Below are 21,554 nucleotides of genomic sequence, written 5' to 3'. Positions count from 1 at the left end.
ATATGGCAGCTGGATGGATGGGATCGTGACGAAAATTCTTCAGAATTGCATTATGATAGTCACAAAGAATACCGGGTAATACACGTTGAACAAGAAAATATTGGGACCCGGTCGCGTGACGCTTCTTGGGTTGACCCAAGAGAGAAGCATACCTGGTCGGCCAGTAGTATCAAAGTTAGGGGGGGCAAGAATGGGAAATAAAGCTTCAAAAATTTCGCTGAAACTATTTCCGGGTCAAAGGGCAAGGACGACCTGCCAGATGTGAGCCTCACATCATTGAGAAAGCCCGTGCGGTCATCCCGTAGCGATATTGGTTCTGCTTCTCTGCTGGCCCGCGGACACGTATCTATCGCGTTAGCTGGTCTTCTTCGCAACAGGTGCCGCCTGCTGCTTCCGCTGCTCCTGAATCTGCTTCACCAGAGTATCGTCCGCATCGATCATGTAAATAGCCCCGGTATTGGCCTGAATCACATCTTGTTTCTTCTTCAGAGTCGACAGGCTTGAGCGGACTCCGGTTACAAATGGCGCAAAAATCTCCGGATCGAAATCATCCGGAGCCGAACGTTCCATCAATTCCAAAGCTTTTTCCGCAGGCAGAGCTGGTTTATAAACCCGCTTCATGAGTAGCGCAGAATAGGCATCCGCAATCGATATGATCCGCGAATACACATGAATTCCCAGCTCCTGATCCTCTTCCCAACGGCCACGCCTGCCTGCAGGATAGCCTTTCCCCGTAAACCGCTCATGATGCTCAAGCGCCACCCGCGCAACGATTTCATCGATCGGCGCTCCGTTGGTAATGGCATTCATCAGCTCTTTATGCCCAAACTGGACGTGGGTCTTCATGACTTCAAATTCATCAGGCGTGAATGCGCCGGGCTTATTCAGAATGGCGTTCGGAATGCAGGATTTTCCGGCGTCATGATACATCCCGCACTGGGCGATGATCTCAGCATCCTTGAACGGCAGCTTGGGGTCGATATACTGTTTGGCCATGATCGTCGAGAACATGGCGACGGAAGCACTATGGTCATAGAGGGTAGGGTCGATCGTAATCATCCGGCTCAGGGTGCTCATGGCAAGGTCATTGGCCATGAGCTGCGAAACCATGAAGGCCGCTGCGCTTTTCACGCGCTCGGCGACCTGCTTATTGACTCCGCCGCGCAGAACCATTTGGCTGGCCCCGCTCAGATCGCTGAAAATTTCCAGGGTCTTGCGGTCCAGGGAGGGATCTTTCTCCAGGAGAGCATTGATCTTCCTCGTTCGTACGTAGGATAGAGTATGCTCGAATTTAGGATAATCCTTCTTGGCAATGAACACTTCCACGCCGCCGTTGTCTTTCAGGCTCGCGGCCCAGACGTGCTGCAGGAGTTCGTTGCTTAATTCGGACGGGCGAATATATTCAATCAACTCTTCTTCAACCCGTATATAAATCGAGAACTCAATGGTGGGCACTTCCCAAAGATAGGAAAAGAGTTCAAGACTGATGGGACGAAATTGCTGCATCGTCGCATCATCACCCCTGAAGATCTTACAGCGCTTGCGCGTCGAATCTTTGATGATAAATTTTTTTGAAGTCTGAAGCTGCTTATTATCCAAGGGTGCCACCCTTTCCGACATTTGCCATAAAAGGATTAAGACCCTGAAGTTATCGGCAGATCAGGCGGAAAGGTGAAGCGAAACTCTCGGCTCCGGGCCAGATGGCGCTTCGGCAAAGGTCGGAAACTGCTAGCCTTTTCTCATCCATTCTGACCCGGTTAAATCCTCTCAAAAAGTAAGGCCTTCCGCGGGTTCATGATCCTCTCATCATGCGGCTGGCAGTTTTTGCATTGAGTCGTCATCCCTCTGGAACGAATCTTTGTCCGAAATAAGGAGCCCTTATATGATGCGTAAGGAATTCAATGAGGTGGTGCAAAAGGTACCTCATTTGACCGCCGATGGCGTCACCTCTCCCCTGGCTGCTGATTTCTTTTTAAAAAGACAGGATTTTCTTAACAACGCTCTTTATCTTCAGCAAGCCAACGATGCTGTGGACTTTCTCCGTGTGATTGGCAAGTCCACGCGTTTTTCCCAATGGCAGAAAAACAACTGCGTCCCCGAACGCATCAGCTCGCTGATTGAGTGGAACTCGGGACGTCCGGTGAGTCCGGGTGCTGTGATTGTTGCGGCATTATCGGAGGGCTTTACTATGGGCGGGGCCAGCACAGGTTCGGTCTATTTTAATTTCCTGCCTCGGCAGATTGAAACCGAAATGATGAATCTGCGTCGTCGACAGCTGATCAAACAAGTGATCGGTGCCTGAGATTCCAACTGTTGTTGAAAATTTGCTGTGTGTGGGAGTTGTTGGTGATTGCAACCCCGCCTGTTGCGGAAAATTTGCTATGCGCTTCAGTTGTCAAAGCCTGCAATCCCGCCTGTTGCGGAAAATTTGCAATTTATGGAGTTGAATAACAGAGAAGACCTGGGGAAGGCTATCCTTCGCCCAGGCTCCGCGTGATTAGTTGGATTTAGCAGCAAGGGTCTTCTTGGACTTCTTCGCAGCTTTTTGCTTCTTGGTGGAAGCCACGGATTTCTTCACGCTGTCTTTGGTCTTGGCTTTGGTCGCCAAGTTTCCGCTTTTCTTGGCCGCGGTTTTGCTGGGCTTGGCAAGCTCCTGAGCGGGTTTGCTGGGTTCAGCCAAACGCGCTTTTTGGGGAGCCAAAGGCTGTGGCAGCATGCTGGCGGCAGCGGCTTCACTGGCCGCGCGAGCGGGTTGCTCCATGACCATGGCTGGAGCAGGATTTTCAACCTGCGCCTGCTTAGAGCTGCTGGTCATATTGAAACCAACCAAAGCCAAAGCTCCAATCGCCACAGCCACGATACCGCCCGCGACAACTTTTTTCGTCTTATCATTCATCGTAGGTGTGGGCGTGTTGGTTACCGAAGTCTTGCCAGTTCCTCTAGTATTTTCTGGCTTGCCGGTTGTGGGACGAAGGTTATCGAGAAAGCTTCCTCCTGTGGTTTCTTTTTCTGTCTTATCGCTCGTCTTCTTACTCTCAGTGGCTTTTTCTTTTTTCTTTCCCATGAACACAAACTCCTCAAAAGTGTCAAGACGCACAAATTCTCGGACCTGCGGGGGGCGGGATAAACTGCAGGTGATCTTTGTGAGTGAATTCAACGCTCGACACTTCGAGGTTTAATCGAAGTAAGAAATCAATCACGCGCGCTGGAATGATTTCCTGGCAGCAGAATCCGCCGATTTACCAAAAAGGCAGGATCTTACGCTTGCAAAAATATGGGGGGAAGTGCAGTGAAAACACCCAGATCCTGCCAAGGCTCAGACGACGGGGGTAACGCCCGATGGGAATAGATGTACAGTGTTGAGCACCCATTGAACGGAGTTTCCATGCAACCCATGCTCCACAAATTATCTGCAGTGCTGGGCATCCCGCTGCTGGAGCTTATGGTGGGCTGCGGCGTGGATCCCGAAGCCCTGAAGAATAAGGAATTGGACGAGAACGGTGACGCCGATAAACAGGCCACAGATACCAATCTTGCGCCTGAACATACCATCAAAGCGGTTTTGAAACTTGACGATGGGCTATCCGGCGTCAAGGGCAGCTATTCCTTGGTGAACTGCACCGGGCATGTCGATGCCACGTTTGCCGACAATAAGATCTCGCTGTCTGATGAGGCCATAGGCTGCCGGATCGCGATTGCCAGTTTAAAAATAGGGGACCGAGGTTTTCATATCAGCGACCAAAACCCGGAATGGAAAACCGGGGATGTGCTGCATTTCACGGCAGACGATGGGTCGCTTGAAGCCCTGGATGTTTATGTGGACCATCAGCTCTCCAGCACGCCCTCACTCAGCGAGAATGTTTATTTCACGGTCAGCCGCAGCGATGCTGCAGCGACAGAAGGCAGCAAGACCTTGCTGGCGGCCGGGATGGACGGTTCCTTGGCTCCGAACTTCCGCATTCGTAAAACGGAGTTCGTGGGTTTGAGTGAGACGGGTGCCGGCCGGTTTGTCTTCCATTTGGATTGTTTAAAGGCCATCAAACCCGTGGCTGGCGTATCACCGGAATGCAACGGCATGACTCTGGGCTCGATCCGTTACCTCCTGGTGAAAGACGATTTTGACTCCAGCCTGAGTTTCGACGAAGCCAACGCCCTTTTTTCCGATCATCCAGGCCAGCTTGTGGACGAAAAAACCGACTTTGAGCCCTTTGTAGCGGAGCGCAAACAGTATGGTGGTTTTGTCACCCGCACCGGGGACGAAGTTTTGCAGGGACCCGACCATCTGCACGACAACCCCAATATGCTGCTGATTCTTCAGGGGCCAGGCCCCAGCTATCAATTCTTTAATGTCGACGTTGTATTCACCAGCAATTGATGCCTTATACCCTCTCGAACCCGTTGCCTTCGTGGCAACGGGTTTTTTCATCTTAATCTTGGCGTTGCCTTAAAAAGCCATCCATACTATCTAATCAACACCCTGGTTTCATTCAGGCCAGTCGCGAGGGCCGGTTATGCACCATCAAAAATTGATCGACGTTTATACGCACAGCAAACCCGTGCTGGAGCAGCAGGCCTTGGATCTGAAGCGCCGCCTGGGCCAGCTGCTGCACGAAAGCGGTATACCCGTTCACGATATCAGCGCCCGGGTCAAATCCGCGGCCAGCCTTGTGCAGAAGGCCTCACGGCCGGACCGCATTTATAGCCGTCTGGAGGACATCACCGATGTGATCGGCCTGCGGGTGGTGACTTATTTCGAGGATAGCATCGAGAGCGTTGCGCATCTGATTGAACGACACTTCTCCGTTGATATGGAGCGCTCCATTGATAAACGCCTGCACGGCGATCCAAGCCGTTTTGGATATGGCTCTCTGCATTATGTCTGCCGGGTGGTTCATGCCGAGGACGCCCAGTTACAGCATTTTCCCTTTGAAATCCAGATTCGCACGATTCTGCAGCATGCCTGGGCCGAGATTGAACACGATCTGGGCTACAAGTATCCGGAAGCTGTGCCGCAGCCTGTCCGTCGACGTTTCTCAAGGCTGGCGGGTCTCTTGGAAATCGCTGATGCCGAGTTTGTCGAGCTGCGCAAAACCATGGACTCCTATGCGCAGGACCTGCATCAAGGCTTGAACGGACCGCGAGCCGAGATGCCCTGGGATATCTTGAGTTTGGAAACGTTGGTCACAACCGCCGATGTGATGGACGCGGATCAAACGTTGGCCGGGGCTTTGAATAAGTCGATCGGCACCCAGGTTTTCTTTCCGGATTATCTGATCCGCATGCTGAATGCGGCGAACTTGCAAAATCGTGACACACTCAGCGGCGCGCTGGTTGAATTTCAGCCGAAGCTTGTGCCCTTCATGCAGCGGTATTTCGCCTTCACGCGGGAAGCGTGGGGGTTCCACGGCCAGGATTTTGAGAGCCTGCCGCGAGGCTATGCTCTTTTCCTTCTGGCTCTCTGGCAGGTCTTCCGGAGTGCCACTCTGGAAATCCATCGCTTGGAAAAGCTGAAGGCTTTTTATCAACTCCTTGATTATCCCCAGAATGAAGACGAAGCTCGACGTGTAGCCCGCCTCTTTTTGAAAAACTTTCAGGACGGCACCGAATGACCGAACATACGGCTCGCACCAGCCTTGCGGGCACCATCTACGCGCTCGTTGCTTATGTCAGCTGGGGCATCACGCCCATTTTCTGGAAGCAGCTGCTCAGGTTTCCAGCCGAGGCCATGCTGGGTTTTCGTGTGGCCTGGTCGTGTCTGATTCTGCTTGCTTTGGGACTGCTCTACCGCGGTTTTGTGCGGGAACAACTGCAGTATCTGCGAAGCAAAAAGCGGGTGGCCCTGATCCTCATCGCCACGCTGCTCATTGCGGTGAATTGGTTTACTTATATCTGGGCCGTGACGCAAAGTCGAATTGTGGAGGCGAGCCTTGGTTATTATCTGAACCCGCTTGGGAACATTGTGATTGGGATTTTCTTCTTCAAGGAACGGCTCAGTGCCCTTCGCTGGGCGGCTTTTGGTCTGGCGACGGTGGCGGTTGCGATTCTGGTGTTGTCCCATGGTGAACTGCCGTGGATTTCGCTGATTCTGGCCTGCAGCTTCGCATTTTATGGGATGGTGAAAAAGCTGCTGCCGCTTCATGCAGCTTTTTCTTTGGGTTTGGAAACTCTGCTGATGCTGCCGATCGCTTTTTTCCTCATTCACCGCTATTATCCTGGCACGCAGTTTGTGACGGATTTAAGCGCGGGCGAGCACGGACTCTTCTTTTTGAGCGGGATCATCACTCTCATTCCTCTGTTTGCCTTTGGGATCGCCGCGCGTCTTCTGCCCTATTCCACTTTAGGATTTTTTCAGTACATCGCGCCTACCTTGCAACTTTTCTGTGCCGTTATTTTGTATCACGAGCCTTTTGATAGCACCCGCATGCTGAGCTTTGGTTTGATTTGGATCTCACTCCTGGGTTTAAGCGTGGAGCAGCTGGTGATCTACCGCAACAAAAGGCGGAGTGCGGCCGTACACTGAAATAAACCTTGTGCGATCAAGCTCCTGAGTTACACTGAAGGCTTGGAGATACCGTGTGATCGGAGGGCTTTATGGCTTTTTTACAAAGAGAGTCAGGACAGATTCATTATGCCGCGCAGGGGAAAGGCGAACCCCTGCTTATTCTGCGAGGTCTGGGTCGTTCCTCCCGCTATTGGCTTGGTTTTGAGAAACAGCTGGCCAAAGTTTTTAAAGTCATTCAAATCGATTTACGCGGACTCGGACGCACAAGTGTGCCGATGGGCTGGGCGGATGGAATTGATGATCTTGCCGAGGACTGCGTGGCTGTGCTGGACCAGCTCAAAATCAAACGAGCCCATGTCTTTGGTTTGTCGCTGGGCGGTATGGTGGCGCTGCGGATGGGTTCCCTCCATCCCGAACGATGCCGATCGCTGATGGTGGCCAACTCTTCCAGTGCGGATTACCCTGGGTTTCGTGTGGATCCTTTTGCGGTTAAAGATATTGTGCTGGGCCGGGTACGCGGTCGGTTGCATGAGGCCTTGCTCGCGCGCACAATTCCTTCGGCAGTGGCCAAGGTTCGCGGCGAAGATATTTTGAAACAGTGGGCCGCGATTCGTGATGAGGAAGGTCTTCCACTCAACTCTGTCTTAAAACAAATTGCGGCTGCCGCGCGGTTTACCATTCGAGGTCGTTTGAAAGAGACAACCGTGCCCGTACTTTTTCTTTACGGTACATTGGATGGGCTGGTGCCGCATTCCAATACGCGACGTATGCATCGTCTGGTGCCGGGAGCCGCCCTGCAGGAGATCAAGGGCGCCAGCCATGAGATCCATGTCGGCCATGAAACGCAGCTGGTCCAGGTCCTCCGGGATTTCTGTGAGCAGGCGTCTTAGATCTCGGTATTTCATTGATATCGTTAACCAATTATTTATCATGCGGCGGCCTCCCTTAAGCAGGGGGAGGGTCCTGTCGATGCCGAGTCAGGAGGCAGCGTCAACCCATGACTCATGACTACAGCAAAAGACCAATAGAAGAGCTCATTGCCGATGCTAAAAATGGCAGTATCGAGGCCCAGAATGCCCTTGCCATGCTGCATGAGTTGGGTTTAATTCCGGACGCCAGTGCCCCGGAAGCGGCGCGGCTTTATGCGAAGTCCGCCAAGGCCGGCGATCCTGTGGCGGCCCTCTACTTGGGGGTGATGCTGGACCACGGGGCCAAGGGCGTGGCCATGGATAAGAATGCTGCGGCCAGTTATTACCATATGGCAGAAAAGGGCGGTTTTCACAAAGCTGAAGATCGCCTGGCCGATGCGGGCGTCGCGGGCCGGCGCACGATTTTGGTTGTGGCGGAATCGGTAGCCACGCGGAACTTGAACCGGAGTTTATTCAGCAACGGTGGATTTGACGTTGTCGAGGCCGCAGATGCCGCTCAGGCGATCCGTTTTCTTCAGAACGGGGGTCACGTGGATCTGGTGGTCAGCGACGTGGAAATGCCCAATATGGACGGTGTGGAGATGCTGGCGATTATTCGCGGCCGCCTCCAGCGCAAGGATCTGCCCGTTGTCATGCTGACCTCGATGCGTGAGGTCGGTGTGCTCAAGAAAGCCAAAACACTAGGCGTTCAGGGCTGGGTCCTGAAGCCCTACGATCATGAAACCCTCGTTCAAATTGTGAAGAAAGCGTTGGTCGCTTAACAGCTCCTCTCGGCCCCCTTATGGGGGCTCCCATAGGGGGGGCGCGCCTCCCGCTGCCCTTAACTGACGTTTGCGGTCTCAATAAATCCCATAACGCGCGTTCAGATACGCAAACACAGCCTGCCGCTCGGCATCCGTCAGCACGCGTTCATACACGATGACTTCGGCGATTTCCGATATCGACCACTCATTATTCCCCGCGTAACTGCCCAGGTTGAGGCCCACAGGACCCTGCGTGTTCGCCACCGAGTTGGCCTGGAGCGCCTGGTTATTGCGGAAAATGCGTTGAATGCTGGCCGAATGATCGGTCGCATAAATCTGCCAACTGTTATCCGTGACCGGCGATGGTTGGTAAATCCAGGTGTTGGCGTAGAAACGATCACGGAAACCGCTGTGCCATCCCATGAACCAGTTGTTGGATGTACCGCTGACGACCCGTCCGCGTGGTGAACTGCCGTTATAATGTCCGACCACAAAGATGGTGTTAGGATAACCATAGGATATGGCATTCTGCAGGTTATCATTGACCCCATCAAACGCCAGGGCCGGTTGACCATTGATGGCACCCAGCTTCAATGTGGGACGTGCGGTATCCTGATCCAGATTCGCGCGCACCTGCATGTCACCACCGGTCCCGCTCTGATCTTCCCAAGCAATCACGCGGTCACCATCTGCGGCGGCGGCTGTGGTGCGGAACGTGTCCGAATACAGCCCCATGTCCGCCCGCAACCAGAGCCTTAAACCGGCTGGTGGCAAGGGAACCTGAGGGCTATAGAGACTGCTCGTCGCTGTGTGGTTACTTTCAATATTGCCAGTGGCCGCATCGTTATAAAAAATCAATGACGACATTTTCCCTGCCCAGGAGGTCGAGGCACCGACCGAGGAACGTCCCAGGGTCAAACTCGCGGTACTCCCGGCCAGAGTTTTTCCTGAGCTCTTGGTAAAGGAACATACACGGGAACCATTCAGGTAAAGGTTCACCGCGTTGGATGCGTCGTCGATGGTACCGGCAAGGTTATACCAGTAGCCATCATTCATGGAATAGGAACAGAAGGATTTGTTACCCGCCGTATAATGCGCTTGAATCGCTGCACCCGTGAGTGCCGTGTTATAAACGGCAAACTCATCCACCCGACCAAACGCCTGGCTGCCTATGCCGCCCACAAAATAGAGATCATCCTGAGGTTGATACGCGATCGGGCTGCCGACCGCCGAGCCATCGACATAAAACGTCGTCGTGTTTGAAGATCCGACGGCGACCAGATGATGCCAGCCGCGGGTCAGGTTCAGCAGCGAATAGCCCGACGTTAGAAACCCGTTCGCCGGTGTCGTCACTGCAGCCTTGCCTTTCCACACTCCAAGCGCCATGGTGTTCTGTTGCACGATGATCTGATGATCGGCGACCGTATTGCCCCGTGCAAGGGTACACCAGCCGCCGGATCCGGCGCAGTTACTGGGGAAGGGATAGTAAAACCAGGATTCAATCGTCCAATTCGCACCCAGGGTATACGCTGCTTGGGGACGAATATAGCCCGTGGATGTTGTCAGAATACCGGCGCTGGACATGTTGAATACGGCGTCATCAACATTGTTGCTGACGTTGACTGGGTTAGTGACGAGACCGGTGCGACTGTTGCCACTGCTATCCACCGCCGTGCTACCCGAGATATCGTCAAATTTCCAATATATGGCAGGCGTGCTGTTCATAACCGCTGTCGAGTAAGAGGCGTTGGTTCCGTTGCCCAGCCAGAGGCGCCGGTCGGTGAGAATAATCCCGTTTTCCGTGGTATTACCCTGGGAAAAAATCACTTTTTCCCGAGCATTGGTGCCCTGATAAAACCAACCGTCGAAATGCAAGGACGTTTGGGTATTGAAATCCGTAGCGAAGCTCACATAGTCATTGCTGCCGTCAAACACCAGCGCCATTGGGTTGTTGCTGGCTGTAGAACCGACCCAGGCCGCAGCAGCATTAAAGTTATTAAGGGTTCCCAGGATGCCGGCTGACGTCAGATCATACCACTTGGTGGTGGACGCCAATGAGTTTTGACCGCCGCGGAACGTATCCGCAAACCGAGCGTCGACGTGGAAAAGCCACTGGGTATCATCAATCCCGGGCAAAATATCAACCTTAAACGTCCTGGTAATGCTTCCCACAAGGTTGGTTCCGGTTATTGAAAATTCATAAGCGCCCACGCCTGATGTCCCAGGCAGCCAGTTGAAATCACCCGTTCCCGAACCCAAGGTGAAAGTCCCCGGTAACCCGGTGCAGGCAGCCGACGCGCTATCCGTGGTCGTCAGACGCTTAAAGGTACAGGTATAGGTCATGTCGGTGTCGCTATAGGGCGAGAAGCGAATATTATCGAAGCCGAGACTAAAGGTCTCGTTCGACTGCAGATAATAGGATGGGAAGACCTTATCGGTCACGTTATTGATGGTCGGAGCGCCGTTGACGACAGTCGTAGAAAATGTCGTCGAAGTGGAGAGACCATAAAAGTCAGTGCCGGTTATCTTGAATTCAAAGCTAAGATTTTCGTCAGCAACCCGCGGTTTCCATCCTGCCAGGATTCCGGTGAATTGGTTGAAGGTAGGGTGCGATCCATCGATGTTCGTGAGATCGGGGCAAACGTTGGTCACTGCAACGCTGCCATCGATGGAACTATCGAAGTGACAGGTATAACTGATCGTATCGCCGTCACGGTCGGAATCATTGCCACTGTAATTATCGTTGAAATCCAAGGCCGCCACTGTGCGTCCGGAATAGACTTGCCAGCCCGATGGGCCATCGCTCACGCTGGGTGTGCGGTTGACCAATGTGGTCGCCGTAACGTTAGCGGTATTGCTGTCCACGACACCCACGAAGTCAGTGGCGCGCACACGGAAGGTATAGGCCGTATTGGGTGTAAGGTTGTCGAGAGTCTTGCTCGTCACGGTCCCGCCGGCGTTCACCAGGGTTTCCAGATAAAGGAGGTTGCTCCCAGACACCTGGAAAATCAAAAACGAGGCAGCTGCTGGCGTTGAGGCCCAGTTCAGGGTCAAACTCTTGTGCGTTATACCTGTGATCGTATCAAGTCCGGCAAAGGTCATGGTACCCACGCCACGTCCTGACAGGCCCAGGACCGAGTTGTAATCGGTCGCGGCCGCGGCGGAGCGTCCAAAGCGCGTAACAATTGAAGCGCCCAACTGCCCCGATGTGTTGGGCCTGAAGCTGACATTCACCTGGCATGTGGCCAGTGAGGCCAATTTTTGTGGTGGCACCGGACAGGAGTTCCAGTTGACAATGAAATCCGTGGCTGTGCTGGAAATGGAACCGAGGTACACATCCGATGAAGCGTTGTTGGTAATAATAAACGTTTTCGGTGTGGACGTTGCATTCAAAGCCACCGAGCCAAAATCCCAACTGGTGGGATCAAATACCAGGGCCGAGTTCCCCACTTCACCGAAGCGTTGTGCCGAGAGGGACACGACAAACACCTGATTGTCGGTGTCGCTTTGTTTCAAGCCTTTGATTTTGATTTCCACATCGGTATTTTGCTGAAGGGACGGTGTCCAATTCAAAACGCCGGTCAGGGGATTGAATTTTTGCGCAGGAACGCCGGGCAGGAGGTCGCAACTCAGAAGATCATTGACACTGCCGTCGGCCAGCGCATCGTAATAGCAGGTATAGCTGACGCCATCATCGCTGTTGGTGATGGTGTTGGTCACATCCACACTCAGCGTTTCGCCGAACACTAAAACCTGGTCCCGCACATAACTCAAGAGAACTTTTTTGGTTTCACTGTTGCCGACCTTAACCGCAAAGACTTTGGAGTCCGAGCCGTAATCATTCTTCGCCGTAATCTCAAACTCATAGTCACCGACAGCGGATTCAGGTGGGATCCAGCTCAATATACCGCTTTGGGTATCAAATTTGATCGCAGGATCGCCAGGCAGATTCCGACATTCTTCGGTGGTTGTCATGGTTTCATCAATGACTTTATCAAAGCGGCAGGAATAGGAAAGATTGGTGCTCGCACCCTCGTGTTTGTTAACAGGCTTAACAGCCAGGGTCTTCAGAGCGGCTATGGTCTGATCCGTAATGCGGTCGAGTTTGGGAAGATTATTCAGAGACACATCCACACCGAAGACGACGCTATCCGTGCCTGCCTTGTTCTTGCCTTCCACTTTTAATTCAAAGGCACCCGCTGTTTCCAGGGGGCCCCAGGTGAGTTTCCCGGTCGCCGTATCAAACTTGGCCAAGGGTCCGAAAGGGAGATCATCGCAGGAACTGCCGCTTACGCTGCCATCGATCGCGCGATCGAAGGTGCAGCTGTATTTCATATCGGTGTCATCGCCGGTACGTTCATTATTGAAGTCGAGTTTGAAAGTATTCTCGGTCAGGACCTTGTTGAGGGCAGCGGGTCGAGTCAGGATGGGTATGGTGTCTTCACCGGTCAGCAAAGCCTTGGTTTCTTCCAGACTCTTAAAGCTATCCGATTGCCCGCACGCAAAGGCCAAGGGCATGATGATCATGCCAAGGAGGGCCGTTCGTGTTCGTTGGGCAGCTCGCAAAGTCTTCATGTTTGCAGTCCTCTTAAAGATCAGTCATCTATTCCATACTTTCGGAGGGTTGGACTGAATCTTTAAAGAATTCTAATCAGGATGGAGTAGATGGAAAATTACGCATTATCACGGATGTTTAAATCTCCTTTTACTCTTTCTTTTTGGTAAGTTTTGGCTCTGATTGGGGAGCCGGATCAGATGAAACCAGCTTTAAATCAGGAATGGATGCGGCGCGAGGTATGAGTTCCTTAGCCTCGCGTGGACCCGGGTCAGCTGTTTCTGGTTTGACCTCGCTACGGTGAAGTTCCTTGGCTTTCTGTTCACCATACTCCAGTGCCGCCAGGTTCTGCCGCACGCTTTGCGTTTTGTCATTCCAGCCCTGTTGGTTGTCATTGAAGACATGGTGTTGCTCCTCCTCCTGAACAGCACGCAACTTCTGCCAGTTATCCTTCTGCTGCTGCGGCACCATCAGGAGCGGGGTGGGGGCCACGTGCTCGGGAGCGCGAGGATCACCATTGAGACCCATCGTCAGGGGCACACGCGTGATGATGTCCGCATCAATACCGAATCGGGGCTGGGGAATCATGCGTCCGGCCAATAGCTGATAGCCCTGGCTTTCCACTCGTTTGGCGTCATAGATATATTCGCGGCGTTCGAGCGCGCCCTTGTCGCGACGTTCCACCAGAACGTGCTTCTGCCATTCACTGTTCAATCGCTGCTCTTCAATATTTTCTGCGGACACAAGGCGATAGGCGGCCAGTTCCAGCTTGTTGTTTTTCAGGAGCTGACGATCCGCTTCTTCTTCCAGGCGCAGCAAAGCCACTTCTTTGCGTTCGAGATCGACATGCTCCTGGATTTTTGTAAACTGATCCTTTTGATTGGGCTTTCGGATTTCAATTTCAAAGGGATCACGAATCGCCTTGCGGAAGAGGCGGGGATAAACTTCCGCCTGCTCAAATATGCCTCGTCGCACAAGTTCACGGAATGTGTCACGGCTATCCCAGGCGTGCATCCAGGCTTTTTCAAAGGCCTGCTGAACATCGCGCATATGCCAGCGACCCTGCTTGTCGTAGTGTTCGCGTCGGGTGCTGTACTGCTGGGTCAGAAGGAGCTTGACCTCGTCAAAAATAATGTCATGCAGCACGCGCCGCAGCTCGTGAGAATGGACTTTCAAATCCTGCACGATGTGCCGTTGATCGTGGATACGCTCTTCGAGCTTCTCCAGAGATTTTTTTTCATTGGGAATTTTAATTTCAAAGCGGTAGGGATGAACCAATTCCTTGAGGTGCAGTTCAGGGTAAACGTTGGCGTCGGCGATACGCTGTTCCCGGACGGCCTGGTTGAATTGTTCTGTTTGCAGCCATTCCCGTTGCGCCACCTTCAAGAACATGGCGTGCTCGCGTCCGATCCGCCGGTACACGCGTTCGAACAGCAGCTCGGTGATCCAGGCATCCAAAAGATCGACATGGCGATAGTATTTAAGTTCCGCTCCATCATTTTGCAAGCGGTTACGCTCGATCATCTTGAGGCGTTCGCGGATACGAGCCCGATCCAGGATGCGGGTATGGAATTCATCCATCCACGGCGCAAGCTCCGAGGCCAGTCTATACATGAGCTTGTCGGGAGTGACGTTGAGTCCAGGCGCCTCAGTTCGGATGGGCGGCTGGTTGGGATGGCTTTCCGCGAGGGATTTGACAACTCCATTGGGCTCCAGTCGGCGCTCAAGCTTTTTATAAGCATCAAACTCCGAGACCGAGCGGCTTTCGAATAGATTGAAATGGGCAAAGCCAATTTTTCCAGACATCGAAGTTCTCCTGACGGCATCGAGGAGTTCTTCGGAGGACCGGAACGAGGAGGCGGGTTTTGTTAAAAAGGACAGAAATAGCCAAAGACCAGAGTGGGTTGGATGGGCCAGATCAAAAAAAATTCAGGGCGGAAGATTCGCCCTGACCTCAAAGTTTTGCTATTTCGTAAGGAAAGTTTCAGATGCGAGCGTGGTGCTCACGACGCGCGGAAGCCGCCACATCGCAGGCTTTAAATGGAAAGCCTGGTAACCGCCACATCCCAGGCTTCAAATGGAGAGCGTGAGATGCTCATTCTTTTTCCCATTCTTGCGCGTCCTGGCATCCAAAACGGGAAGCGGCATCACAACGGCCGGTGGTGGCGCTGGCTTTTTCTTTTTCTTGGCAAAATCGATCTCCAGCAGCATGCAGCAGCTCCTCCTCGTCGTTATCGAAAGTCTTAGGGTAAATACTTGATTTTCACTTTAACCGCCAGCGCTGTATGAAAGCAGTCGGTATCATCGTTATCGCCCGTGGCGACAAGGTTCATACTCACCGACGCTTTGCCGGAGATGGCAGCCGCGATGGGAGCGATCTCGTTCGGCGTCAGATTCAAGGCAACCGGGCCTTCCTTATCATGGCCGGGCAGCGTACAAGCCACACCTTTGCCAAGGCAATAGGCGGGCGCTTCAAAATTCTGAATCGATTTACCGACGACCTTGCTGAAGTCCCAGGTGAGAATTCCTTGCTGAGGCGCGTCCAGGTAACTGGTGAGTCCACCATTGCTCAGGAACACAATGCGCGAATCAATGGCAAGAATCAAAAAGTCATCGTAATGCAGGCGTGCGTCAGCCGGCGAGTCGATGGTGATGCTACAGATTTCGCCTGCTGGCAAATTCAAAGTCGCAGGCGACATTTCTGAAGCCTGAACAAAGGCGTCCTTGCGGGCCAGATTGGAATTCGCCCCAAATGAACAGGTCTTCCGTTCCGGATAGGTAATCGCTTGTTCAGCGAATTTAAAGCTCGCTTCGGCGGCTTTTGCACATTTTTCTTTGAGCGCCGTGATCTGGTCGATCGGGGGCAAAGGTGCAGGGCTGCCAGGATCGGACCCGTTGGCGTCACCGCTGCCATTCACATCAATGCTGCCCTCGCTTCCGGAAATGCCGCCGCCAGGAGCTGATCCTTGGCCGGATCCTCCTGCGAAATTTCCGCCTGAGCAGCCTATGAGCATGCCCATCGAGAGAACAAGCAGAGTCCAACTGTGTCGCATGGTTGACCCCTAGAATGGTGGTAATGGATTTATCGGTCAGTCGTGATGAAAACTTAAGGGGGGGTCAAAGGGCGAGGAAAATCAGCGGGCTACGCAAAACGAGAACCAGGGGCTCACCAGAAGGAGTGCTCCTCAACCTTCGTGATAAGACAGGCAGGTCCCTGATTCTCTCATTTATCTTAAAACTTACTCTTGGTCAGGAAGCAGCAAGGCTTGCAAAACAAGGTAAGTTCCACGAACACGGGTCAGTCGGCTGATGACGTTGGGATTGCCTGGGTAACGGACCTGCAGTTTGCGTTTGGTGGCATCCAGTTGCAGCACAGTGGTTTCCAATCTGTTCAGTTGAGCCTGGACAGCGTCATCCGCCGCCCCATTATGCAGGAGGTTCGCCAGACGGTAAGAACCGTTGATGATCGCCTGGCAGTAGCGTTTGGCGTTATTCAAGTCAGCGCTGGGATCAGAAGCCAGATCGTTCACAGCGTTGAGGCCGAGACGCGCCACGCCCATCAGTGAGCAGGCTGCATCGATTTCATCAGTTTCAGGTGCATAGCAATCGACTTCATCCGCTTGAGCGGAGGTGCTGATAAGGGCAGCGGGACCGAAGAATGAAAGGGCCAGTAACATGGATTGTACGATTTTCATAAGGTGTTCCTCTTAGCGTAATTTCCTTCACACTCAGGCCATCCTACATCACCCGAAAATTCAGGCAAGACTCAAAGAACGAAGTGTTCTGTGAGCTATTTCGATCTTATAATTTCAGGAGGATAGCACGGAACAGAACACTTCACTCGTTCACGGAACATGGTTAGATTGACTTACTTTATTTACACTCTGCCAGAACGTACGGAGCGCGTTTTCAAAGTCATCGGGATTATAACCGTAGTAAGCGGAATGCGTGCCTTTAGAGAAAATGTAAACCTTCACGTTGCGGTGCCCCGGCATCTCGGATGCCAGCTCGATGTGTTCCGGTGTTTTGAATTCCTCATGACTCAGCCAGAGCTCGGTGGGAATATCAGTCGGCGGATCAGGATGTCGAAAGCAGCTATGAAAATCGGTGTCAGTCCGGAGCGGGGTCAACAGCGGAATCACTTTTTTAAAGACAAAGCCACAGACGGCACCGGTCTTGCCACAGAAGCGCTCACTCAGGTTAGCAAACGTGGAGAGGGGCGATTCAAAGATGATGCCGCGCACGGACTGGAAGGCGTCCGGCCTTGTCAAAGCCGCCTGGGTGATGGTCATGGTGCCCATCGATGTGCCAGACAGCAGAATGGGTTTCTGCGGCCAGGTCTTTTGCACATAATCTAAAGCGGCGAGCAGATCAAATTTTTCCCGGCAGCCCCAGGATGAACCCTGAGAGTGACGTTCCGAGCCGCCGTGGTTTTGCAACTCCAGCAAGAGGAGCTGGAAACCTTCGCGTCGGGCCAGATCGGTAAAGCGCATGCCGTTCAAATAGCTGTCGGTGATGCCGTGCACATGGATCCAGATCGCCTGAGCTTCCGGCATTTCAGGCATGACGAGCCGAACCCGGAGACCTTCTTCCGTGGATAACATTTCAGTGCGGCGGGGCCAGGCCACAGCCTGGTCACAGGTTGGAATGCGGATCGAAGAAGCGGACTGGACTTCAGGCGATCGATGGTCGCGCAGAACCTCCTTCTGGTACCAGTCGTTGCAAACCGGTTCCTGGGGACGGTCGTATTGGGAGGCCGTGCGGCCGCCGAAGATCAAAGCGCCGCTGATAAAATAGAGCAGGCCGAGTAATAGAATCGAACAGACTCCAAGGACCAAAAGCAGAGGCCATCCGGACAAAGTTCGACGCATGGGAGTTTCCTCGTGCTTTTCGTGGCGTAACTCCCATTCTAGCGTAGAGTGACTTGACTCACCATCCTAGGAGGCGTGGAGGAGCCAGGTCAAAAGTTTTGGTTCCAGCTGCTCAGGCTTTTTCGTCTCACATTCCCAAATCACCCCAACGTGCCACCCAAGGGAACGTAGCTTGGCCTGAAGCCGCAGATCGCGCGCTTGATTCCCGCTCAGTTTCCGTCGCCAGAATCCGGCATTTTGTTTGGGCCACGGTTGCCCTTCATGACAGCTATGCCGATGCCAGAAGCAACCGTGGACGAAGAGAACCAGGGACCGATCAGGAAATACAAAATCCGGTCGGCCGGGAAGGTGGAGAACATGGGTTTCGTAAGCAAAACCCCAGCGCTCGAGCAGGGCCTCAACTTTTTGTTCAGGTCCGGTGTGACGAGCCTGGATACGCCGCATGCAATTCAGTCTCTGCTCGCGGGTCATGACGTCGCTCATAGAGACTCCTCGCCGCCACAGCATCAAGGGCGGCCTTGATCGTTTGCGCCAGCGCATAAGCCATGAGAGGCGGAACCGCATTACCAATCTGTTTGAAGGCCGGGTTCATGGTGCCGACGAATCGGAATCCATCGGGAAACGACTGCAAACGAGCCGCTTCGCGCACCGAAATGGTCCGCGCCTGCTGGCCATCGTAGTGTATATGCGAATAGCTGTCTTTGCCCAGATGCGCCATGAGCGTGCGAGCCGGTTCGGCCGCCGACATTTTGCGCCATTTATTGGGAAATTTGCCTGGATCATACGGGGGAACGAAGTCCTTACGCAGATCCTTGTAAGCCTTCGACTGGGTGGTCAGGCGTTGACGCGTGGCCTCCGCTTTCAAAAGTTTTTCCGCCACGGCCACGGCCTCAGGGTATTGATCCCCGGCCTTCATGGCCCGAAAAATTTTATAGTCACGCGGCAGAGAACGGATCACATGATCGCTGATACTCCCCGTTGATTCAAATCCAGGCCAGTGTCGCATCAAAAATCCGTACGCGCTCGGATCCCGATCATGATAGGCCACACCCTCGGTAAAGCGCCGGGCTCCGCGTTTCAGCGAACCATCCAGGTGACCCGTGATCAAAGGCAGATCAGCCAGTGCTTCCGCCGCCGTCACGGCTGCTGGCAGGTGAGGATCAGGCAGCGGGGTCTCATCGAAAAAGCTGTCGGAATGGGCGAGCTTTTCCAGGGTTTTCAATGCCGTTCGCCGTGTCCCCGCATAACCCTTGGGCAATTGCAAATAATGGGTCGGCTGGGGGAAGGTGATGGTCTGTTTCAGCTCCTTGCGCACGGCGAGCAGAAACATTCGCTCTCTCATCTGCGGTACACCATAATGAACGCTGTTGAGCAGCGTATAACGGCAATCATAACCGAGTTCCTGCAGGGATTCGCAAATCTCGTGCGCGATATTCAGGCCACCGTGATTCAAAACGTCAGGAACATTTTCCACCAGAACGGCCAGCGGTTTGAGGGCCTGCACATATTCGAGATAGCTCAGATAAAGTTGAGCGCGTGGATCGCGAAGATAGGCATCCGGGTGATCCTGGATTTCTCGCAGCTTGGCTCGGCCAACGCGTGCAAAGGCCTGGCAGGGCGGGCCGCCGATGATGATATCAATGGCTTCGGCCAACGGCTGCTGCCGATGGGCCACGGCTTCGGCGGGAGGGGTTGTGGTGATATCGCGGGCAAAATTCGCGGTTTTGCTGGACACCTCAGCCAGCGTCAGACCCTCAAAATTCAGGGCATGGGAAGCCGCAGCCAGGCGGTCAAACTCAATCGCAGCGGCAATTTCAAACCCAGCCCGATGGAAGCCCAGGGACATGCCGCCACAGCCTGCGAAAAGATCGAGCACGCGCAGGGACTCACCTGCGGCATACCTCTGAAGTTTCGACTGTATCAAACCGGGTCGCATGTACCCTCCCCAAAGGCGAAATGAATCAACCCGGGGAGGGTAGCACAGCTTGCAGTCCGAGTTGAGTGACTTTCCTGAATATGTTTCAATCCCATGTTGTGTTGGAAAGGCGAGGGGGGTAACTGATTTGCGTGAGACATGGCAGGAGGAGGTGCTGCGGCATCTTCAGGACTCGCCTTTGCGTGGCGGCCGAACGGGTTTCTGGCTGAGCAGTCGAGTGCATCCTCTGCGGGCCTGGTCGGAACAGGTCTGGTTGAAGCGGGATGACGAGTTCGGGCTTTACGGCAGCAAATGGCGGAAATTGCAGGGGCTCGCTTACGCCGTGAAACAGGAGCAAGCCGACACCATCCTGGCCTGGGGTGGCAGTCGTTCGCAGTTTCTGCTCGGCCTTGTGCAGCTGGGGCGGGAACTTGGTCGAGATGTGCGACTATTGGTCAAAGAGGGGAGTCCGCGTCATCGACATGGGCCCGATCTTTTGTGGCCGCTTTTGGTTCCCTCGGCTTCTCTTGAAATCGTGAGTCGCTCCGCCTGGCCCAACATAGAGAATTTGGCCCAGCAACGTGCCGAGGCGCTCACGGCGGCTGGTCGCAAGGTTTTTGTGGTGCGTGAGGGCGGAGCGCAGTTGGAAGCCCTTTGGGGAGCCTTGAGTCTGCCGCTTGATCTGGACCAGCAGCAGCGGGAAAGTGGCCTCAGTTTTTCGAAAATTTGGATCGATGCGGGCACCGGACTCACAGCGCAGGCGATGATTATCGGTCTGGGGCTCTTGCAGAGCTCGGCGCTGTGTGAAGTTTTGCTCTGTGCCGGCAATCAGGATAGCTTTACGCAGGATCTGGAACGCAGGCGGGATGAACTTGCAGCGGTTCTGCAGAGGGACATTCCTTTGGCTTCCTTCCGCTGCCACGTGCCGAGCCTCGCGAAATCCTTTGGCTCCACCAATCAGGCTGTATTTCAGGAGATTGCACGCACGGCGCAGGACTGCGGAGTCCTCCTCGATCCCATCTACTCGGCAAAACTTTTTATGCAGGTGCGGGAAACGCAGCCGGAATGGACGCCCGAGGATCGCGTGTTGATCTTACATTCCGGTGGAACAGCGAGTCTTTTCGGGTTTCCTGCGGAACTCCAGGGTCTTACTTCTTAGGCCCGACCAGGGAATGAAGCGTGGCCTTGCAAACCACTTCACCCGCATCATTCACGATGCGCACAGGCACGAGATAGGTTTTCTTTGCGTTACTGGTCGGCACGGGGCAATCACAGACGCCGGTGACCGTGCCACGGGCTTTTTTCACGTACTCCAATTCCATTTTGCTGACGATAAATCGCGCGTCGGCAGGCATGCTGTAGGATAACGCGATATTACCGGTCAATTCTGCGAGATTGGCCAAGGCCACGGCATGGATGCTCTGCAGGTGATTGCGGAGATTGGGCGTATCCTTGAGCACGACCTCGGAATGACCCGTGCTCAATTCCTCGATGACAGCCTTGATGCTGCCTGTATAAGGCGCGTAACGTCCGATCAAGTAGCTATAGATGTACTTGCCACGTGGCAAGCGGCTCAGGGTATCCCAGCCTTCCTTGGCTATATTTCGCGAACCATTGTTCCAGTTGCGGAGCTGTTTCATCAGATCTTGAATATTGAGTGCCATAGCCGCTCTTTCCAAAAGGGTTCCATCAGGGGTCCCACAATAGCCCTTTTGCGGGTTTTAAATCAAGGCGTCAGGTGATGGATCAGGTTTTGCCGGGTTCCATGGGGCAAAATGTGCCTTTGGATAAGCCCTCCCGGTCAGAAGTTTCCGCGCTACACTGAAAGCAGGAATCCTTATGTGCACGGAGGGATCATGGCACGTAAGAAAAAACGGTGGCGCGAAATGGACGATCCGGCTGATATCTTCGGCGGAGAGCGTAGGGACGATCGGCATGAGCATGCCAGCGATCCTGCGTATTATGCGTTTCGACGTCATATTGAAGAGCATATTCAAGGCGAAACAAGGGCCTTCCATGAGCTGCGTTCTACAGCGGAA

At 53.7% G+C, this 21,554-nt stretch carries 19 protein-coding genes; 8 read left to right on the top strand and 11 right to left on the bottom strand.

What is annotated here, in order from left to right:
* Window positions 1-354 precede the first annotated feature (354 nt).
* Entirely contained in the window at window positions 355-1,599 is a 1,245-nt protein-coding gene (locus VE954_RS05395; protein WP_324950459.1) for an HD-GYP domain-containing protein, read from the bottom strand.
* Window positions 1,600-1,882: 283 nt separating this feature from the next.
* Between VE954_RS05395 and VE954_RS05390 the strand changes: the two genes are divergently transcribed.
* Window positions 1,883-2,302, top strand: a complete 420-nt coding sequence (locus VE954_RS05390; protein ID WP_324950457.1) for a hypothetical protein — start codon at window positions 1,883-1,885, stop codon at window positions 2,300-2,302.
* 195 nt (window positions 2,303-2,497) lie between these two features.
* On the opposite strand, the gene VE954_RS05385 is transcribed toward VE954_RS05390, so the two are convergent.
* Window positions 2,498-3,064: a hypothetical protein gene (locus tag VE954_RS05385; protein ID WP_324950455.1), complete on the bottom strand. Its 567-nt coding sequence runs from the start codon at window positions 3,062-3,064 to the stop codon at window positions 2,498-2,500.
* A 321-nt stretch (window positions 3,065-3,385) separates the two neighbouring features.
* Here VE954_RS05385 and VE954_RS05380 point away from each other — a divergent pair, with 321 nt between their 5' ends.
* From VE954_RS05380 to VE954_RS05360, 5 genes are all read left to right on the top strand, one after another.
* The gene (locus VE954_RS05380; RefSeq protein WP_324950453.1) at window positions 3,386-4,375 is read left to right on the top strand and encodes a hypothetical protein; all 990 of its coding nucleotides are present in this window, start codon (window positions 3,386-3,388) and stop codon (window positions 4,373-4,375) included.
* A gap of 136 nt (window positions 4,376-4,511) precedes the next feature.
* The gene (locus VE954_RS05375) at window positions 4,512-5,609 is read left to right on the top strand and encodes a hypothetical protein (RefSeq protein WP_324950451.1); all 1,098 of its coding nucleotides are present in this window, start codon (window positions 4,512-4,514) and stop codon (window positions 5,607-5,609) included.
* Complete coding sequence (gene rarD, locus VE954_RS05370) at window positions 5,606-6,520, top strand: EamA family transporter RarD (protein ID WP_324950449.1); 915 nt, start codon at window positions 5,606-5,608, stop codon at window positions 6,518-6,520. The genes VE954_RS05375 and rarD overlap by 4 nt, the downstream gene beginning before the upstream one ends.
* Before the next feature lie 71 nt (window positions 6,521-6,591).
* Window positions 6,592-7,392, top strand: coding sequence for an alpha/beta hydrolase (locus VE954_RS05365; protein ID WP_324950447.1), 801 nt, complete (start codon window positions 6,592-6,594; stop codon window positions 7,390-7,392).
* A 107-nt stretch (window positions 7,393-7,499) separates the two neighbouring features.
* Window positions 7,500-8,192, top strand: a complete 693-nt coding sequence (locus tag VE954_RS05360) for a response regulator (protein WP_324950445.1) — start codon at window positions 7,500-7,502, stop codon at window positions 8,190-8,192.
* Window positions 8,193-8,270: 78 nt separating this feature from the next.
* Here VE954_RS05360 and VE954_RS05355 read toward each other — a convergent pair whose 3' ends face one another.
* The 8 genes from VE954_RS05355 to VE954_RS05320 all read right to left on the bottom strand — a co-directional run bounded on the left by VE954_RS05355 (window position 8,271) and on the right by VE954_RS05320 (window position 19,536).
* Window positions 8,271-12,749: a LamG-like jellyroll fold domain-containing protein gene (locus tag VE954_RS05355; protein WP_324950443.1), complete on the bottom strand. Its 4,479-nt coding sequence runs from the start codon at window positions 12,747-12,749 to the stop codon at window positions 8,271-8,273.
* Window positions 12,750-12,879: 130 nt separating this feature from the next.
* Window positions 12,880-14,535 carry a hypothetical protein gene (locus VE954_RS05350; RefSeq protein ID WP_324950441.1) on the bottom strand — a complete coding sequence of 552 codons (1,656 nt, stop codon included), beginning with the start codon at window positions 14,533-14,535 and terminating at the stop codon, window positions 12,880-12,882.
* Between the two features lie 267 nt (window positions 14,536-14,802).
* Entirely contained in the window at window positions 14,803-14,940 is a 138-nt protein-coding gene (locus VE954_RS05345) for a hypothetical protein (protein WP_324950438.1), read from the bottom strand.
* 32 nt (window positions 14,941-14,972) lie between these two features.
* A complete protein-coding gene (locus tag VE954_RS05340) occupies window positions 14,973-15,782 on the bottom strand; it encodes a hypothetical protein (RefSeq protein ID WP_324950436.1) in 810 nt (269 codons plus the stop codon).
* Between the two features lie 186 nt (window positions 15,783-15,968).
* Window positions 15,969-16,424: a hypothetical protein gene (locus VE954_RS05335; RefSeq protein ID WP_324950434.1), complete on the bottom strand. Its 456-nt coding sequence runs from the start codon at window positions 16,422-16,424 to the stop codon at window positions 15,969-15,971.
* 150 nt (window positions 16,425-16,574) lie between these two features.
* Window positions 16,575-17,600, bottom strand: coding sequence for an alpha/beta fold hydrolase (locus tag VE954_RS05330; protein WP_324950432.1), 1,026 nt, complete (start codon window positions 17,598-17,600; stop codon window positions 16,575-16,577).
* 66 nt (window positions 17,601-17,666) lie between these two features.
* Window positions 17,667-18,083, bottom strand: coding sequence for a very short patch repair endonuclease (locus VE954_RS05325; RefSeq protein WP_324950430.1), 417 nt, complete (start codon window positions 18,081-18,083; stop codon window positions 17,667-17,669).
* On the bottom strand, window positions 18,010-19,536 hold the full coding sequence (locus VE954_RS05320; protein WP_324950428.1) for a DNA cytosine methyltransferase: 1,527 nt from the start codon (window positions 19,534-19,536) through the stop codon (window positions 18,010-18,012). Before VE954_RS05320 ends, VE954_RS05325 begins: the two co-directional genes overlap by 74 nt.
* A gap of 127 nt (window positions 19,537-19,663) precedes the next feature.
* Between VE954_RS05320 and VE954_RS05315 the strand changes: the two genes are divergently transcribed.
* Window positions 19,664-20,674, top strand: a complete 1,011-nt coding sequence (locus VE954_RS05315; RefSeq protein ID WP_324950426.1) for a hypothetical protein — start codon at window positions 19,664-19,666, stop codon at window positions 20,672-20,674.
* On the opposite strand, the gene VE954_RS05310 is transcribed toward VE954_RS05315, so the two are convergent.
* A complete protein-coding gene (locus tag VE954_RS05310; protein ID WP_324950424.1) occupies window positions 20,664-21,179 on the bottom strand; it encodes a DUF4442 domain-containing protein in 516 nt (171 codons plus the stop codon). The genes VE954_RS05315 and VE954_RS05310 overlap by 11 nt on opposite strands.
* 192 nt (window positions 21,180-21,371) lie before the next feature.
* Here VE954_RS05310 and VE954_RS05305 point away from each other — a divergent pair.
* Window positions 21,372-21,554, top strand: a 183-nt coding sequence (locus tag VE954_RS05305) for a hypothetical protein (RefSeq protein ID WP_324950422.1), incomplete at its 3' end; no start/stop codon positions are given.

The organism is Oligoflexus sp. (assembly GCF_035638955.1).
Classification (GTDB): Bacteria; Bdellovibrionota_B; Oligoflexia; order Oligoflexales; family Oligoflexaceae; genus Oligoflexus.
This window is presented reverse-complemented; position numbering and strand designations above follow the sequence as displayed.

Excerpts from the sequence above, each read along its gene's own strand:
- VE954_RS05390 (WP_324950457.1), top strand. The coding sequence starts at position 1,883 with ATGATGCGTAAGGAATTCAATGAGGTGGTGCAAAAGGTACCTCATTTG.
- VE954_RS05385 (WP_324950455.1), bottom strand. The coding sequence starts at position 3,064 with ATGGGAAAGAAAAAAGAAAAAGCCACTGAGAGTAAGAAGACGAGCGAT.
- VE954_RS05380 (WP_324950453.1), top strand. The coding sequence starts at position 3,386 with ATGCAACCCATGCTCCACAAATTATCTGCAGTGCTGGGCATCCCGCTG.
- VE954_RS05375 (WP_324950451.1), top strand. The coding sequence starts at position 4,512 with ATGCACCATCAAAAATTGATCGACGTTTATACGCACAGCAAACCCGTG.
- rarD (WP_324950449.1), top strand. The coding sequence starts at position 5,606 with ATGACCGAACATACGGCTCGCACCAGCCTTGCGGGCACCATCTACGCG.
- VE954_RS05365 (WP_324950447.1), top strand. The coding sequence starts at position 6,592 with ATGGCTTTTTTACAAAGAGAGTCAGGACAGATTCATTATGCCGCGCAG.
- VE954_RS05360 (WP_324950445.1), top strand. The coding sequence starts at position 7,500 with ATGACTCATGACTACAGCAAAAGACCAATAGAAGAGCTCATTGCCGAT.
- VE954_RS05355 (WP_324950443.1), bottom strand. The coding sequence starts at position 12,749 with ATGAAGACTTTGCGAGCTGCCCAACGAACACGAACGGCCCTCCTTGGC.
- VE954_RS05350 (WP_324950441.1), bottom strand. The coding sequence starts at position 14,535 with ATGTCTGGAAAAATTGGCTTTGCCCATTTCAATCTATTCGAAAGCCGC.
- VE954_RS05345 (WP_324950438.1), bottom strand. The coding sequence starts at position 14,940 with ATGCTGCTGGAGATCGATTTTGCCAAGAAAAAGAAAAAGCCAGCGCCA.
- VE954_RS05340 (WP_324950436.1), bottom strand. The coding sequence starts at position 15,782 with ATGCGACACAGTTGGACTCTGCTTGTTCTCTCGATGGGCATGCTCATA.
- VE954_RS05335 (WP_324950434.1), bottom strand. The coding sequence starts at position 16,424 with ATGAAAATCGTACAATCCATGTTACTGGCCCTTTCATTCTTCGGTCCC.
- VE954_RS05330 (WP_324950432.1), bottom strand. The coding sequence starts at position 17,600 with ATGCGTCGAACTTTGTCCGGATGGCCTCTGCTTTTGGTCCTTGGAGTC.
- VE954_RS05325 (WP_324950430.1), bottom strand. The coding sequence starts at position 18,083 with ATGAGCGACGTCATGACCCGCGAGCAGAGACTGAATTGCATGCGGCGT.
- VE954_RS05320 (WP_324950428.1), bottom strand. The coding sequence starts at position 19,536 with ATGCGACCCGGTTTGATACAGTCGAAACTTCAGAGGTATGCCGCAGGT.
- VE954_RS05310 (WP_324950424.1), bottom strand. The coding sequence starts at position 21,179 with ATGGCACTCAATATTCAAGATCTGATGAAACAGCTCCGCAACTGGAAC.